The sequence below is a fragment of the Ruegeria sp. BHSA191 genome, from assembly GCF_059613325.1.
Genome location: NZ_JBXWSH010000014.1, coordinates 1 through 14,317, shown reverse-complemented (window position 1 = coordinate 14,317; position 14,317 = coordinate 1). Strand labels below are relative to the sequence as shown.

Genomic DNA, 14,317 nt, shown 5'->3' with positions numbered 1-14,317 from the left:
GATCAGCCCAGAACCTCGTTGTCAGTGCGCTTGATCGCGATGATCGCAGAACGCGGCGTGCCTCCGTCGGGCCAGTTTTTGCCGGGATGCTGGATGCCCACAAACATCGTGCGCCGATCCGCCGACCAGGTCAGGCCGGTGACCTCGCAGCCGTTCGGGCCGGTCATGAACCGCGCGATCTCGCCGGTGACCGGATCGCCGACCAGCATCTGGTTGTTGCCGTGCCCGGCAAAGTCGCCTTCGTTGTCGTCATTGCCGTCGGTCTGGATCCAGACCATCCCGGTGCTGTCGATCATCATGCCATCGGGCGAGTTGAACAGGTTGCCCTCGTTGATGTTTTCGGACCCGGCATAGGCATCGGAATGCACCGTCGGGTTGCCCGCCATGACGTACAGATCCCAGTCAAAGCCATCGGCGGCGTGGTCGTCATCCGCCGGGCGCCAGCGGACGATCTGGCCGTAATTGTTGGCCTCGCGCGGGTTGGGACCGTTGACCGAGGTGTCGTCGCCACCCGCATTCGGCTTGACGCCGCGGTTCTTGTTGTTGGTCAGGCAGCAATAGGCCTCGGACGCGACCGGGCTGGTGGCCACCCATTCGGGCCGATCCATGGTGGTGCCGCCCGCCTTCGAGGCCGCCATGCGGCTGAAGATCAGGATCTCGGCCTGCTCCATTCCGGTGGTCTCGAGCGTCAGCGGAACCCATTGCCCGGTCATGTCGTCATTGAACCTGGCCACATAGAGCGTCCCGTCATCCAGCAGCCCTTCGGTTTCGCCGCCGGGTGTGTATATGCCGTTCGAGACATAGCGGTACAGGTATTCGCCGCGTTCGTCATCGCCCATATAGACCACCACGCGGCCATCCCGGGCCAACTCGACAGCGGCGTTTTCGTGCTTGAAACGCCCCAGACCTGTGCGCTTGACCGGCGTGCTTTCGGGGTCGGTCGGGTCGATCTCGACCACCCAACCGGCGCGGTGCGGCTCGTTGGGGTTCTTCGAGGTGTCAAAGCGCGGATCGAACAACTCGTAGCCGTTCCAGCTCTGGGCCTTGATGCCATAGCGTTGGTAGCCGTCGGCGACTTTGGGGTCGTAGCTGGCAGTCTCGTCGCTCGAGCCGAAATAGCCGTTGAAGTTTTCCTCGCAGGTCAGATAGGTGCCCCAAGGCGTCTTGCCCGCGCCGCAGTTGTTCAGGGTGCCCAGCGACTGGGTGCCGGTCGGGTCGGCCTCGGTCTTCATCAGGTCGTGCCCGGCGGCGGGGCCTGCGATCTTCATGGGCGTGTTGTGATGGATGCGGCGGTTGAACGGGCTGTCCTTAACGACGGTCCAGCCATCGGCGCCTTCGGCGATCTCCATCACGGTCACGCCTTGGATGTTCTGCAGCTTGCGCACGTCATCGGCGCTGGCGGGTTTGCCGTCCTGAGCGGCGGGCAAGTTGACCTTGCGGTTGGGGTATTCGTGGTTCACCGCGATCAGTTGGCGGCCACGATACGAAAATGCCTCCATCCCGTCGGTATTCTCGCCGAAAATACGATCAGATTTTTCGACCGGGCCGCCATCGGTGACGTCATAGCCGTCGGCGTCCGAGAACAGCGGATCGCCCCAGCGGATCAGAACCTTCCAATCGTAGCCCTCGGGCACATGCACCGTCCCGTCGGTCTGGGCCGGGATTGGTGTGAAGGCAAACCGTGACGCGGCCTGGGCCTGTGCCGAGGTCGACCCCAGCAGGCCGGTGCCCATTGCGGCGGCCCCGGAGCCGAAGGCAAGAACGCCGCTCAGAAACCCCCGGCGCGACAGCGCGCTGTCCACGACACGGTCAAAATCGTTCTCGGCAGGGCGGGGGAAATGCAGCTCGTCCCAATCGTCGGCGGACAGGGTGGTGGGATCAACGTCTTTCATGGGGTAGTTCCTCGCTGTCGGAATGGATTCGTGAAACGGATTTAGGCACTGAGTATGACAAACACTTGAAGGCTGGGCAGGGCGAGTGGACGATACGGCAATCTGACGGCACATTGAGGCCGAGGCTGCGGCACGAACACAGGCAAAACCGCACGGAAAAGCACGCGAACCACCGATTTCGGTGCTTGACGACCGCCCGGGCATGGACTACTCAGCCCAGCACCAAGCGGGTATAGCTTAATGGTAAAGCCCCTGCCTTCCAAGCAGGTTATGTCGGTTCGATTCCGTCTACCCGCTCCAGTCTTCCCGGAGATGCTTGCGTCAAATAGCCCTTGCCAAGGGCTGATGTGCCACGGACAGCTTGACCCGACCGGCCTGTGCCGCCAAGAAGCCCCATCAACAGCTGATCGCGAAACAAGGGCCAGGCATGGCAAGACCACAACCCGCCAACCAAGCAACCAAACAGGCACACGGTTCGCATGACGAACGCCCCGGATCGCGGAAACTGGGCGTTCTGGCCTCGCTCTGGCCGTTCTTGCGGCCTTACCGCCTGTTGATGATCGGGGCGACGCTGGCGCTGGTTCTGACCGCCAGCATGACGCTGACGCTGCCGCTGGCGGTGCGACGGGTGGTCGACAATTTCCGTATCGAAGATGGCGAGTTGCTGGATTGGTACTTCCTGGCGGCGCTGGGTATTGCCGCGATGCTGGCCGTGGGCACAGGGGTCCGCTATGCGCTGGTTACGCGGCTGGGCGAGCGGGTCGTGGCCGACATCCGCAAGGCCGTGTTCGACCGCGTGATCGGGATGAGCCCGGCCTTCTATGAACGCATCATGACGGGCGAGGTGCTAAGCCGGATCACCACCGACACGACGCTGATCCAGTCAGTTCTGGGCTCGTCGGTCTCGATCGCGCTGCGCAACATGCTGCTGTTCTTCGGCGGTTTGGTTCTGATGCTGCTGACCTCGGCCAAGCTGACCGGGCTGGTGCTGTTGCTGATCCCGGTGGTGGTGGTGCCGATCCTGGTGCTCGGTCGGCGCCTGCGGGCCATCAGCCGCGAGAACCAGGACTGGATCGCGGCCAGTTCCGGTAACGCGGGCGAGGCGCTGGGCGCGGTGCAGACCGTGCAGGCCTTTACCCACGAGGATGCCAGCCGCAAGCAATTCGCCGACCTGACCGAGACCGCCTATCAGGCGTCCCTGCGCCGCATCCAGACGCGCGCGGTTCTTACGGTGATCGTGATCTTCCTTGTGTTCTCTGGGATCGTCGGCGTGTTGTGGATGGGCGCGAACGATGTGCGCAACGGCGTGATGACCGAAGGCGTTCTGATTCAGTTCGTGATCTATTCGATCATCATGGCCGGGTCCGTGGCTGCCCTTTCCGAAATCTGGAGCGAGCTGCAACGCGCCGCAGGCGCAACCGAACGGCTGGTCGAGTTGCTGAACGCCGAGGGTACGGTCAACGACCCGGCGCAACCCAAGGCGCTGCCGCAGCCGGTCAAGGGGCAGATCTCTTTCGACAAGGTGAACTTCCGCTATCCGGCCCGTCCCGACGTTCTGGCTCTGGACGACCTGTCGCTGACGGTGAGCCCGGGCGAGACCGTGGCTTTCGTCGGCCCCTCGGGCGCGGGCAAGACGACCGTGATCCAGTTGATCCAGCGATTTTATGACCCCGAGGCCGGTCAGGTCAGCCTGGACGGGATCGACTTGCGCGACATGCGCCGGGCAGATTTCCGGCAGTACATGGCCTTGGTGCCGCAGGACCCAGTGATCTTTGCGGCCTCGGCGCGCGAGAACATCCGCTTTGGACGTCTGGACGCCTCGGATGCCGAGGTCGAGGCCGCCGCCCGTGCCGCCGCTGCGCATGACTTCATCTCGGCCCTGCCCGAAGGCTATGACAGTTTCGTCGGCGAACGCGGCGTGATGCTGTCGGGCGGGCAGAAACAGCGCATCGCCATCGCGCGGGCGATTTTGCGCGACGCTCCGGTTCTGCTGCTGGACGAGGCGACATCGGCGCTGGATGCCGAGAGCGAGCGCGCAGTTCAGGCCGCCGTCGACCAAATGCGCGCCGGGCGCACTACCCTGATCGTGGCGCACCGTCTGGCCACCGTGAAAAAGGCCGATCGCATCGTGGTGATGGAGAACGGCCGGATCGTGGCGCAGGGCACCCATGACGACCTGGTGGCACAAGGTGGGCTCTATGCGCGTCTGGCGCGCCTCCAGTTCACCGATGGCGTGGCCGCCGAGTGAAGTGACGCGCGGGCAATTCCCGAACCGCCGTAGCGTCATTCTACATTTTCCCCTTGCCCGAGGGTAAGCCCTCGCTTGCGCAGGGCACTGTTTGCTTTCATCTTGAAAGCGATGGACAGCCTGCGAAAAACGCAGGGCAGAAATGGGGAGGAACCACATGGCCTTTGTGGGCAAGGAAGACAAAATCAGGATCGAGCAGGAAATGCCGTGGGAGGCCCGCGACGTACCCGTCTCGTTCCATCAGCTGCTCTCGCGGACGGCCGCTAAGTTCCCGGATCGCAACGCGATCAGTTTCCAGATCCTGTCCGGCCCCAAGGACAAGGCCGAAACCCTGACATGGTCGAAACTGCTGGCCAAGACGAACCAGGCAGCCAATCTGTTCCGTTCTTTGGGGGTCAAGGAAAACGACGTGGTGGCCTATGTGCTGCCTAACTGCAACGAGACGTTGATCACTATGATGGGCGGCGCGGTGGCCGGGATCGTGAACCCAATCAACCCGCTGCTCGAACCCGAGCAGATCGCGTCGATCCTGCGTGAGACCAAGGCCAAGGTCGTGGTCACGCTGAAGCCTTTCCCAAAGACGGATGTGGCGCAGAAGGTCGCCGAGGCCGTGCGCCACGCGCCGGGTGTCAACACCGTGCTGGAGATCGATCTGAACCGGTACCTGACGCCGCCGAAATCGTGGATTGTGCCGTTGGTCCGGCCCAAGATGGAGGACAAAGAGCATCTGGCCCACGCCGACTACCTGGATTTCAACAAGGAACTGGCCAAGCAACCCACCACGCTGACCTTCGAGGACAGCAAAGAGGACCGGGTCGCCTGCTATTTCCACACCGGCGGCACCACGGGAATGCCGAAGGTCGCGCAGCACAAATATTCCGGCATGATCTACAATGGGTGGCTGGGCCACACGCTGCTGTTCTCGGAAGAGGACGTGATCATGTGCCCGCTGCCGATGTTCCACGTCTTTGCCTGCCATGTGATCGTGATGGCGGCGGTGTCGTCGGGCGCCCATGTGGTGTTCCCGACCCCCGCCGGGTATCGCGGCGACGGTGTGTTCGACAACTTCTGGAAATTGATCGAGCGCTGGAAGGTTTCGTTCATCATCACCGTGCCCACGGCGATCTCGGCCAAGATGCAGCGCCCGGTGGATGCAGACATCTCGACCGTCAAGACGGCCTTCTCGGGGTCGGCCCCGCTGCCGGTCGAGCTGTTCCGCCGGTTCGAGAAAGCGACCGGTGTGACCATCGTCGAAGGCTATGGCCTAACCGAGGCCACCTGCCTGGTGTCCTGCAACCCGGTGGATGGCGAGAAGAAGATCGGCTCGATCGGGATTCCGTTCCCGTACACTGACGTCAAGATCCTGCGCGACGGCCCCGACGGACCCAAGGAATGCGCGGTGGACGAAGTGGGCGAGATCTGCGTGTCGAACCCGGGCGTCTATGCCGGGAACACCTATACAGAGGGAGACAAGAACGTCGATCTGTACTACTTCGACAAATACCTGCGCACCGGCGACTTGGGTCGGTTCGATGCGGACGGGTATCTGTGGATCACCGGCCGCGCCAAGGATCTGATCATTCGCGGCGGTCACAACATCGACCCGGCCGAGATTGAAGAGGCCTTGCTGGGCCATGACGCGGTGGCCTTCGCCGGCGCCATCGGCCAGCCCGACGCTCATGCGGGCGAAGTCCCCTGTTCCTTTGTCGAACTGGTCGAAGGCGCCAGCGTGACCGAGGAAGAACTGCTGGAATACTGCAAGATCCACGTGCATGAACGCGCCGCGCATCCCAAGCACATGACCATCCTGCCCGAGCTGCCGAAGACTGCGGTGGGCAAAGTCTTCAAGCCTGAACTGCGCAAACAGGCGATCACGCGGGTCTACAATCAGGCGTTGGAAACCGCCGGCGTTCCGGCGCGGGTCGTGTCGGTCATCGACGACAAAAAGCGGGGCCTTGTCGCGCAGCTTGACGTGAACGGTGCATCCGAGGACGATGTGAACCAGGTGCTGGGCAACTTCACCCGGCCGTGGGAGTGGGCCGACTGATCCGGAGGGGCAATGGACTATGAACGTCTGATCGACGAGGAGACTTGGGCGTTCATCCGGCGCACCGCCGAAAGCTATCCCGAAGACGCGGTGGAGCGGTCCGTCGAGGACCAGCGCCGCGTCTACGACGACATGTGCCGCGCGTTTCGGCAACCGCGTCCACCGGGCGTCGAAACGCGGGACAGTTCGGCCGATGGGGTCGGGGTGCGCGTCTATTTCTGCGGCGATCCAACTCGAACCGTCGTCTACATGCATGGCGGCGGGTTCGTCGTGGGCGGGCTGGACAGCCACGATGACGTCTGCGCCGAACTGTGCGCCCAAACCGGCTATCGGGTGGTGGCGGTCGACTACCGGCTGTGTCCTGAACATATTCATCCGGCGCAGTTCGAGGATTGCTGGACCGCGGCGAACTGGGTGCAATCCGAATTCGGCGACCCGCTGGTTCTGGCCGGGGACAGCGCGGGCGGCAACCTGGCCGCAGCCGTCGCCCATCATGCGCGCGGGCGGATTGGGAACATCCTGGGGCAGGTTCTGATCTATCCCGGTTTGGGTGGCGACCCGAACCAGGGATCGTATATCGAACACGCCCACGCGCCGATGCTGACGCGCGACGAGGTTCTGTTCTATGAAAAAGTCCGGTGTGGCGGCGCCGTCCCGGAACATGACCCCAAATTCGCCCCACTGCACGATACCGACTTTTCCGGGCTGCCGCCGACGGTGGTGGTAACCGCCGACTGTGACCCGCTACGCGATGACGGTGCCGCGTACTGCGCCAAAATCACCGCCGCCGGTGGGCAGGCGCATTGGATCAACGAAGCCGGCCTCGTGCATGGCTACCTGCGCGCCCGCCATTCGGTGACCCGCGCCGCCGACAGCTTCGAACGGATCTCGATCGCGGTCGAGGCGTTGGGGCAGGGGTTGTGGAACTACGACTGACGGCGCTCAGCGCAGGAATGGCTTGGCCTTCATCGTCTCGGCCACCGGAGCGCCCATGCGGGTCAGAACCGTGGGCGCCAACTGCAACTGGTCAATGACCGTTTCCGCATCGGGGCCTTCGGCATCGCCGAAGTAGTACAGCGCCGTTTCCTGCTGTAGGGGGCTGCGCCCGCCGTGGTGGCCGCGCTCGTCCTGGCCATGATCGGCGGTCACGATCACCTCGTATCCCAACTGCCGCCAGCGGGGAATGAAGGGGGCCAGCATCTCGTCCATGACGAAGCAGGCGTGATCCATCTCTTCACAATCGTGGTAGAACCGGTGGCCCATGCTGTCGAGCGTACAGGTATGGAGAATGCCGTAGTCCAGCCCGAACCGCAGGCACAGGTTGGTCAGGGTCGCAAACAGGTCGACATCGGACGGCGTCATCTGGTTGGCTTTGCCATAGCCCGTCATCGAGTGGAACCGGCCGTGATTGATGGTCGGGCTGTCCGGCTCGTCATATTCGATGTCGCGCACATAGTCGAAAGGGTGGCGGTTGAAGAACTCCGACCAAAAGCTGTGGGTGACGGCCCCGGTCACGCCGCCGGCCTCGCGCACTTGGCTGAAGATGTCCTTGTGGTCCAGCCGGAACACGTTGCCGTTTCCGGTGCAGCCATGCTCCTGCGGTGAAACGCCGGTGTGGATCGAGGCATAGCAGCTGGCCGAGATCGAAGGCAGCACAGAGCGGTGTTTCCAAACCCGCGCCTCGCCGCTGTCGACCCAGCCTTCGAGATTGCCGAAAAGCCGGCGGAAATTGCGCCAGGGAACCCCGTCGAGAATGATCAGCAGCAGTTTGCGGTCCATCGCGATCTCCTTGTTCGCGGGGTTTGTTTCCGGTCGAGTCTATCGCCTGAAACGCGCGCGACCTGTCAATTCGCGCTCGGAATGGCAAAAATCCCGACGTCTGTCTTGGGGCAAAACGCCGGGATTTCCGGTTTTGGGCGGCTCAGTTGCCGGCGCTCTCCATCTTGCGGTGGGCCACGACCTCTTCCAGCCAGCCCAGATGCATCTCGGGGACCGAGCTGAGCAGCAGGTCGGTGTAGTCGTCGAACGGCGGGCTCAGCACCTGCGATTTGGGTCCATAGCGGACCACGCGCCCCTGATACATCACGGCAATGCTGTCGCTGATCGCGCGCACCGTCGCCAGGTCATGTGTGATGAACAGATAGGCCACGTCCTCGATCTTCTGCAGGTCCAGCAACAGCTTGAGGATGCCGTCCGCCACCAGTGGATCCAGCGCCGATGTGACCTCGTCACAGATGATCATCTTGGGCTTGGCCGCCAGCGCGCGGGCAATGCACACACGCTGCTTCTGACCTCCTGACAGCTCCGCCGGATAGCGATCGATGAAACCTTCGCCCAGTTCGATCTCGTCCAACAGTTCGATGATGCGCTTGTGCTTCTCGGCGCCGCGCATGTTGAAGTAGAACTCGAGCGGCCGGCCGATAATGGTACCCACCGTCTGGCGCGGGTTCATCGCAACATCGGCCATCTGGTAAATCATCTGCAACTCGCGCAGGTCCTCGCGCGAGCGTCCGGCCAGATCGGGGCTGAGCTTGCGCCCGGCAAAGGTGATCTCGCCGTCGCGCGGGGGCAGCAGGCCGGTGATCACCCGGGCCAGCGTGGATTTTCCCGACCCCGATTCCCCTACGACCGCCAGCGTCTGCCCCGGATGAAGCTCGACATTGACGTTGTGCAGCACGTCGAAGTTCAGCCCCTTGTAGCGGGCGGTGATGCCATCCACCTGCAGCACCGGTTCCGGCGTCGGTTGCTTTTCCTCGTGGTCGATCGAACGGACCGAGACCAACGCCTTGGTGTATTCCTCCTGCGGGTCGTTGATGATCTGGTCGGTGGTGCCGTATTCGACCGTGTCGCCCATGCGCAGCACCATGATGTCATCGCTGACCTGCGCCACGACCGCCAGATCGTGGGTGATGTACAGCGCGGCCACGCCGGTGTCGCGGATGGCCTCTTTGATCGCCATCAGAACGTCGATCTGGGTTGTCACGTCAAGCGCAGTCGTGGGTTCGTCGAACACCACCAGATCTGGCTCAGGACACAGCGCCAGCGCCGTCATGCAACGCTGCAGCTGCCCGCCCGAAACCTGGTGCGGATAGCGGTTGCCGATATTGTCCGGGTCGGGAAGGCCCAGCTTGGCGAACAGCTCACGCGCGCGGGCTTCGGCCTCTTTGCGGCTGAACTTCTTCTGCTCGACCGCAGCTTCGACCACCTGATCCATGATCTTCTTGGCCGGGTTGAAGGACGCTGCCGCCGATTGCGACACATAGGTCACCTCGCCGCCGCGTAGTTTGCGGATATCCGAGAGCGACGTCTTGAGAATATCGCGCCCGTTCACCCAGACCTCGCCGCCGGTGATCTTCACGCCGCCCCGGCCATAGGCCATCGAGGCCAGCCCGATGGTCGACTTCCCGGCACCGGACTCCCCGATCAGGCCCAGCACCTTGCCGCGCTCGAGGTCAAAGCTGACCCCGTGCACGATCTCGATGTCGCGGGGTTTTTCGCCCGGCGGATAGACGGTCGCGCCGATCTTGAGGTCACGGACCTTGAGAAGGGTATCGCTCATCCCCGGCCTCCTTTCAGCGATGTGGTGCGGTTCAGGATCCAGTCAGCCACCAAATTGACCGAGATGGCCAGCGTGGCGATGGCCACCGCCGGATACAGCGCCGCGCCGATGCCATAGACGATGCCGTCCTTGTTTTCTTTCACGATGCCGCCCCAATCGGCCAGCGGGGGCTGAACGCCCAGGCCCAGGAACGACAGGGTCGAGACGAACAGCACCATGAAGATGAAGCGCAGGCCTAGTTCGGCCACCAGCGGTGACAACGCGTTGGGCAGGATCTCGCGGAAGATGATCCAGCCGCGGCCTTCGCCGCGCAGCTTTGCGGCCTCGACATAGTCCATGACCTCGATGTCAACAGCCACGGCTCGGGCCAGGCGATAGACGCGGGTGGCGTCCAACAGGCCCATGACCACGATCAGAACCGGGATGGTGACCGGCACCATCGCCAGAACCACCAGCGCGGTGATTAGCGACGGGATCGACATGATCAGGTCCACGGTCCGCGACATCACCTGATCAGCCCAGCCCCCCAGTACGGCGGCCAGAAATCCCAGGATCGAACCGGTGACGAAGCTGAGGATGGTGGCGGCGGTAGCGATGAAGATCGTGGTGCGCCCGCCATAGATCATGCGGCTGAGAAGGTCGCGGCCGATATTGTCGGTGCCCAGCCAGAATTCCGAACTCGAGGGTTCCCATACGTCGCCCACAACCTCGGCCATGCCGTAGGGCGCCAGGAAGGGTGCAAAGACGGCGATAATGAAATACAGGGCGGTGAAGGCCAGCCCGATCATTGCAGAGATTGGGATGTTCTTCATTTCGGGTGCCTCAGCCTTGGGTTGGCCAGGATCGCGACGATGTCGGCAACCATGTTTAGCCCGATATAGATTGCGGCAAAGATGACCCCGCAGGCCAGAACCACCGGCACGTCGCGCTTGGTCACATGGTCAACAAGGTACTGCCCCATGCCGGGATAGACGAACACCACCTCGACGACGACCACACCCACGACCAGATAGGCCAGGTTCAGCATCACCACGTTCACGATGGGGGCGATGGCGTTCGGGAAGGCATGGCGCCAGATGACCTTGAAGTTGCTCAGGCCCTTCAGTTCGGCCGTTTCGACATAGGCCGACTGCATCACGTTCAGGATCGCGGCGCGGGTCATGCGCATCATGTGTGCCAGAACCACCATGGTCAGCACGATGACGGGCAGCGCGATCGAGTTCAGTTTCTGCCAAAAGGACATGCTGTCATTGATCATCGCCAGCGGCGAGAACATGCCCAGTTTGACTGCCACGAAATAAACCAAGACATAGCCGATCAGGAACTCGGGGATCGAGATCGTCGTCAGGGTGACGGCCGAGATCAGCTTGTCGGGCCAGCGGTTGCGATAGCGGACCGCGACGAGGCCAAGGAAAATTGCAAGGGGCACCGAGACGATGGCCGCCCAGAAGGCAAGAAACAACGTATTGCCCAATCGGTTGCTGACCGACTCGGCGATGTCCAGCTTGTTGGTCAGGGACGTGCCCATGTCACCTTGGACAATTCCGCCAAGCCATTCGAAATACCGGGTCAAGGCGGGACGGTTCAGCCCCATCTCCTCACGCAGGTTGGCAAGGGATTCAGGGGTCGCGGACTGCCCCAGGACGGCTTGCGCGGCGTCTCCGGGTAGGGCCTCGGTCAACCCGAAAATCAGGGCCGAAGCGCCAAACAGCAAGAGGAATCCCAGCGCCAGGCGCTGGGAAACAAGTTTGATGATAGGATGCATACCTGTCGATCCGAGTTAGACGAACCACATCTTGCGGGACATGTTGCCGTTCATCATCTCTTGGGTCGGATCAGTTTCCCAGCCATCCAGCTGGTTGCTGATGCCTTCGACAAAGTCGTTGAACATCGGGCAGATCAGGCCGCCCTGGTCACGGACCATCATACCCATCTGGCTGTAGATTGCCTTGCGCTTTGCCGGGTCCAGCTCGGCACGCGCGGCAAACAGCAGGTCGTCGAACTCTTTGACCTTGAACCGGGTGTCGTTCCAGTCGGCGGTGGACAGATAGGCAGTTGCGTACATCTGGTCCTGCACTGGACGGCCGCCCCAGTAGGACGCGCAGAAAGGCTGAACGTTCCAAACTTCGGACCAGTAGCCATCATTCGGCTCGCGCTTGATCTCAAGCGGGATCCCGGCCTGCTGGGCGGTCTGCTGGAACAGGGCTGCGGCATCCACGGCGCCAGGGAAGGCTCCGTCGGCCACACGCAAAATGATGGGCGACCCGTCATGGCCGGACTTCTTGTAGTGTTCGGCTGCTTTTTCGACGCTGAACTCACGCTGCGGGATCGTCTCATCGAACAGTGGGTATGCTGCGTTGATCGGCATGTCGTTCCCGACCGAGCCATAGCCGCGCAGTACCTTCTCGACCAGCTCTTCGCGGTTGATCGCGTATTTCAGAGCAGTCCGCAGTTCGTTGCTGTCGAACGGCGCCGTGTCACAATGCATGATAAACACGTAGTGGCCGCGACCTGCCGTGGAATGTACGGTCAGATTGGGCGCACGACCCAAGAGGTCGGCAACCTTGGGCTCAACCCGGTTGATCGCGTGGACCTGACCTGACTGCAGCGCAGCCGTCCGGGCCGTGGCATCGTTGATGACCACCACTTCGACGCTATCAAAGTTGCCGAAATCCGGGTTCCAGTGGTTCTCGAATTTGGTGAACAGGTGGCGCACACCGGGTTCGTCCGCTTCCAGCTTGTACGGACCGGTGCCGATACCTGCGCCCGGGTTGTCCATTCCGCCGTCCGGCTGGATGATCAGGTGGTAGTCGGCCATCAAGTAAGGAAGATCGGCGTTCGGCTCGTTCAGGGTGACCTGAAAATACTCGCCATCGGCCTTCATCGACTCGATGCCCTTCATGATGCCCAATGCGCCCGACTTCGAATCTTCGTTCGAGTGGCGCTGCATCGTTTTCAGCACGTCTTCGCTGGTCATGGTCTTGCCGTTGTGGAACTCGACCCCCTGACGCAGTTTGAACGTCCAAACCTTTGCATCGGCGCTGCCTTCAACGCTTTCGGCAAGGCGCGGCTCGATCGTGCCGTCAGGGGCGACTTCGACCAGTTGGTCACCGAACTGCTTGCCGTTCTGGAACGGAACCGAACTGGCATAGGTGGCCGGATCCAGTGAGTTTGTGGATTCACCGCCCTGCAGGCCCAGCTTGAGGTCGCCGCCCTTCTTGGGGCCGGCGGCGCGGGCGGCATCCGCAAAGATGGTGCTGGCCATGGCCGCCGACACGCCCAGTGCGGCTGCCTTGCCCATGAATTCGCGGCGGGTCAGTTTCCCGGCGGTCACCTGGCTGGCCATGTGAGTGAGTTGTTCGTTCATTCAAGTTTCTCCCAGTTGCTTGAGTTTTTCGCCCGTTGGGGGCTTTTTATTGACGCATGAGTCAACGTTCGCGCATTTCACGCCACCGGGCAAGGTCAAATCTCGGGTGCCGCGGGGGCCGGTCCATCACATCTGATAGCGCGGGATGCTGTCCTCCAGTGATTTTGAAAAGATGGGCGTATCATTCTCGAACGCGTCGAGCGTCGCCCGCAGGTGAAAATGGGTCAGGTCCGCCCACATCTCGCAGCGCGCCTCGGTGCGTAGGCGCAGCGCGTCGCGTTCCAGCTCCTGCACCCAGGCGCAATCGCCGCGCGCGGAGAGGGGATCGTCGGGGTGGATGGTCCATTTCTCGTGCGCGGTGCCGCCGCTGATCAGACCGTGGTCGGCATCCTGGACCAGTCCGAAATCGTCCTCGATGACCAGGTGGATCAGGCCGGTGGTCATGTCCGTTTCGACGCGGCGGGCGTGGTTGGAAGGACGCAGGTGGCGGACCTGCCATGCGGTCTCAGCGTCGGGCGGCGGAAAGACGCATTCATCGCCATTGGCCCGGGGGCGAAGGGGCAAGGTCAGGTTACCGCCGCTCAGGTGCAGTTCGGCGGTTTCGGGCGTGGGCCAGATCAACGGCCAGTACGCACTCGAGATCGCGATGCGCAAGCGGTGCCCCTTGGGCACACGATAGGCGATGTGGTCGAGATCCAGCGCGATGTCGCAAGGCTCTCCGGGTTTCAGCGGGCGCGGGTCGGCATGGCTGTCCCGGTGGGCCAGGTTCAGCACGCCATAGGTGATCCGGCTCGAGGCGCCATCCGGGTGCACATGGTTCAGGCGCACGGCGATCTGTGCCTGGGGCCGGTCGGCGGCAAGTGTCAACCGGATGCGCGGCGCGCCGACCAGATTCATGTCTTCGGCCAGTGGCGCGGTGTCGAAACAGGCGGACAGCGCGTCATCTGCCCGCTGGTCACCGGGCATGTCGGGACCCAGCCAGATGGCGCAATACTCGCCGCCATCCATCCCGCAGTGATGGGGCGAGCGGACGCGGGCATTCAGCGGTCCGTCCACACCCAGCCCTGAATCGGAAAGGGGCAGGGTGACGGTCGGCAGGTGGGACGTAGCGCCGTCATCCTCGGTGATCCAATGGCCTGGGCGCTCGGCATACCAGCGCGCCGGGCGCACGCCATCCATCAGATAGGCGCGATAGGCCGGGTCC

10 protein-coding genes and 1 tRNA gene are annotated in these 14,317 nt (G+C 62.8%); 4 read left to right on the top strand and 7 right to left on the bottom strand.

Annotated features, from left to right (window positions below):
* Positions 1–2: 2 nt before the first annotated feature.
* Positions 3–1,892, bottom strand: a complete 1,890-nt coding sequence (locus AC2FNS_RS13485; protein ID WP_496803881.1) for a PhoX family protein — start codon at positions 1,890–1,892, stop codon at positions 3–5.
* Positions 1,893–2,118: 226 nt separating this feature from the next.
* Between AC2FNS_RS13485 and AC2FNS_RS13480 the strand changes: the two genes are divergently transcribed.
* The 4 genes from AC2FNS_RS13480 (at position 2,119) to AC2FNS_RS13465 (ending at position 7,123) form a co-directional block, all read left to right on the top strand.
* Positions 2,119–2,192, top strand: a tRNA-Gly gene (locus AC2FNS_RS13480).
* 127 nt (positions 2,193–2,319) lie between these two features.
* A complete protein-coding gene (locus AC2FNS_RS13475; protein WP_496795642.1) occupies positions 2,320–4,140 on the top strand; it encodes an ABC transporter transmembrane domain-containing protein in 1,821 nt (606 codons plus the stop codon).
* A 157-nt stretch (positions 4,141–4,297) separates the two neighbouring features.
* Positions 4,298–6,187, top strand: coding sequence for an acyl-CoA synthetase (locus AC2FNS_RS13470; protein WP_496797690.1), 1,890 nt, complete (start codon positions 4,298–4,300; stop codon positions 6,185–6,187).
* A 12-nt stretch (positions 6,188–6,199) separates the two neighbouring features.
* The gene (locus AC2FNS_RS13465; RefSeq protein ID WP_496797689.1) at positions 6,200–7,123 is read left to right on the top strand and encodes an alpha/beta hydrolase; all 924 of its coding nucleotides are present in this window, start codon (positions 6,200–6,202) and stop codon (positions 7,121–7,123) included.
* A 6-nt stretch (positions 7,124–7,129) separates the two neighbouring features.
* On the opposite strand, the gene AC2FNS_RS13460 is transcribed toward AC2FNS_RS13465, so the two are convergent.
* The 6 genes from AC2FNS_RS13460 to AC2FNS_RS13435 form a co-directional block, all read right to left on the bottom strand.
* The gene (locus tag AC2FNS_RS13460) at positions 7,130–7,966 is read right to left on the bottom strand and encodes an alkaline phosphatase family protein (RefSeq protein WP_496685802.1); all 837 of its coding nucleotides are present in this window, start codon (positions 7,964–7,966) and stop codon (positions 7,130–7,132) included.
* Between the two features lie 142 nt (positions 7,967–8,108).
* Complete coding sequence (locus tag AC2FNS_RS13455; RefSeq protein ID WP_496712231.1) at positions 8,109–9,746, bottom strand: ABC transporter ATP-binding protein; 1,638 nt, start codon at positions 9,744–9,746, stop codon at positions 8,109–8,111.
* Positions 9,743–10,558 carry an ABC transporter permease gene (locus AC2FNS_RS13450; RefSeq protein WP_170340710.1) on the bottom strand — a complete coding sequence of 272 codons (816 nt, stop codon included), beginning with the start codon at positions 10,556–10,558 and terminating at the stop codon, positions 9,743–9,745. Before AC2FNS_RS13450 ends, AC2FNS_RS13455 begins: the two co-directional genes overlap by 4 nt.
* Complete coding sequence (locus tag AC2FNS_RS13445) at positions 10,555–11,511, bottom strand: ABC transporter permease (RefSeq protein WP_496683567.1); 957 nt, start codon at positions 11,509–11,511, stop codon at positions 10,555–10,557. Before AC2FNS_RS13445 ends, AC2FNS_RS13450 begins: the two co-directional genes overlap by 4 nt.
* 15 nt (positions 11,512–11,526) lie before the next feature.
* Positions 11,527–13,113, bottom strand: a complete 1,587-nt coding sequence (locus tag AC2FNS_RS13440; RefSeq protein WP_496685807.1) for an ABC transporter substrate-binding protein — start codon at positions 13,111–13,113, stop codon at positions 11,527–11,529.
* 126 nt (positions 13,114–13,239) lie between these two features.
* Positions 13,240–14,317: CocE/NonD family hydrolase (locus tag AC2FNS_RS13435; protein WP_496803880.1), on the bottom strand; the 1,078-nt coding region annotated here is incomplete at its 5' end.

Excerpts from the sequence above, each read along its gene's own strand:
- AC2FNS_RS13485 (WP_496803881.1), bottom strand. The coding sequence starts at position 1,892 with ATGAAAGACGTTGATCCCACCACCCTGTCCGCCGACGATTGGGACGAG.
- AC2FNS_RS13475 (WP_496795642.1), top strand. The coding sequence starts at position 2,320 with ATGGCAAGACCACAACCCGCCAACCAAGCAACCAAACAGGCACACGGT.
- AC2FNS_RS13470 (WP_496797690.1), top strand. The coding sequence starts at position 4,298 with ATGGCCTTTGTGGGCAAGGAAGACAAAATCAGGATCGAGCAGGAAATG.
- AC2FNS_RS13465 (WP_496797689.1), top strand. The coding sequence starts at position 6,200 with ATGGACTATGAACGTCTGATCGACGAGGAGACTTGGGCGTTCATCCGG.
- AC2FNS_RS13460 (WP_496685802.1), bottom strand. The coding sequence starts at position 7,966 with ATGGACCGCAAACTGCTGCTGATCATTCTCGACGGGGTTCCCTGGCGC.
- AC2FNS_RS13455 (WP_496712231.1), bottom strand. The coding sequence starts at position 9,746 with ATGAGCGATACCCTTCTCAAGGTCCGTGACCTCAAGATCGGCGCGACC.
- AC2FNS_RS13450 (WP_170340710.1), bottom strand. The coding sequence starts at position 10,558 with ATGAAGAACATCCCAATCTCTGCAATGATCGGGCTGGCCTTCACCGCC.
- AC2FNS_RS13445 (WP_496683567.1), bottom strand. The coding sequence starts at position 11,511 with ATGCATCCTATCATCAAACTTGTTTCCCAGCGCCTGGCGCTGGGATTC.
- AC2FNS_RS13440 (WP_496685807.1), bottom strand. The coding sequence starts at position 13,113 with ATGAACGAACAACTCACTCACATGGCCAGCCAGGTGACCGCCGGGAAA.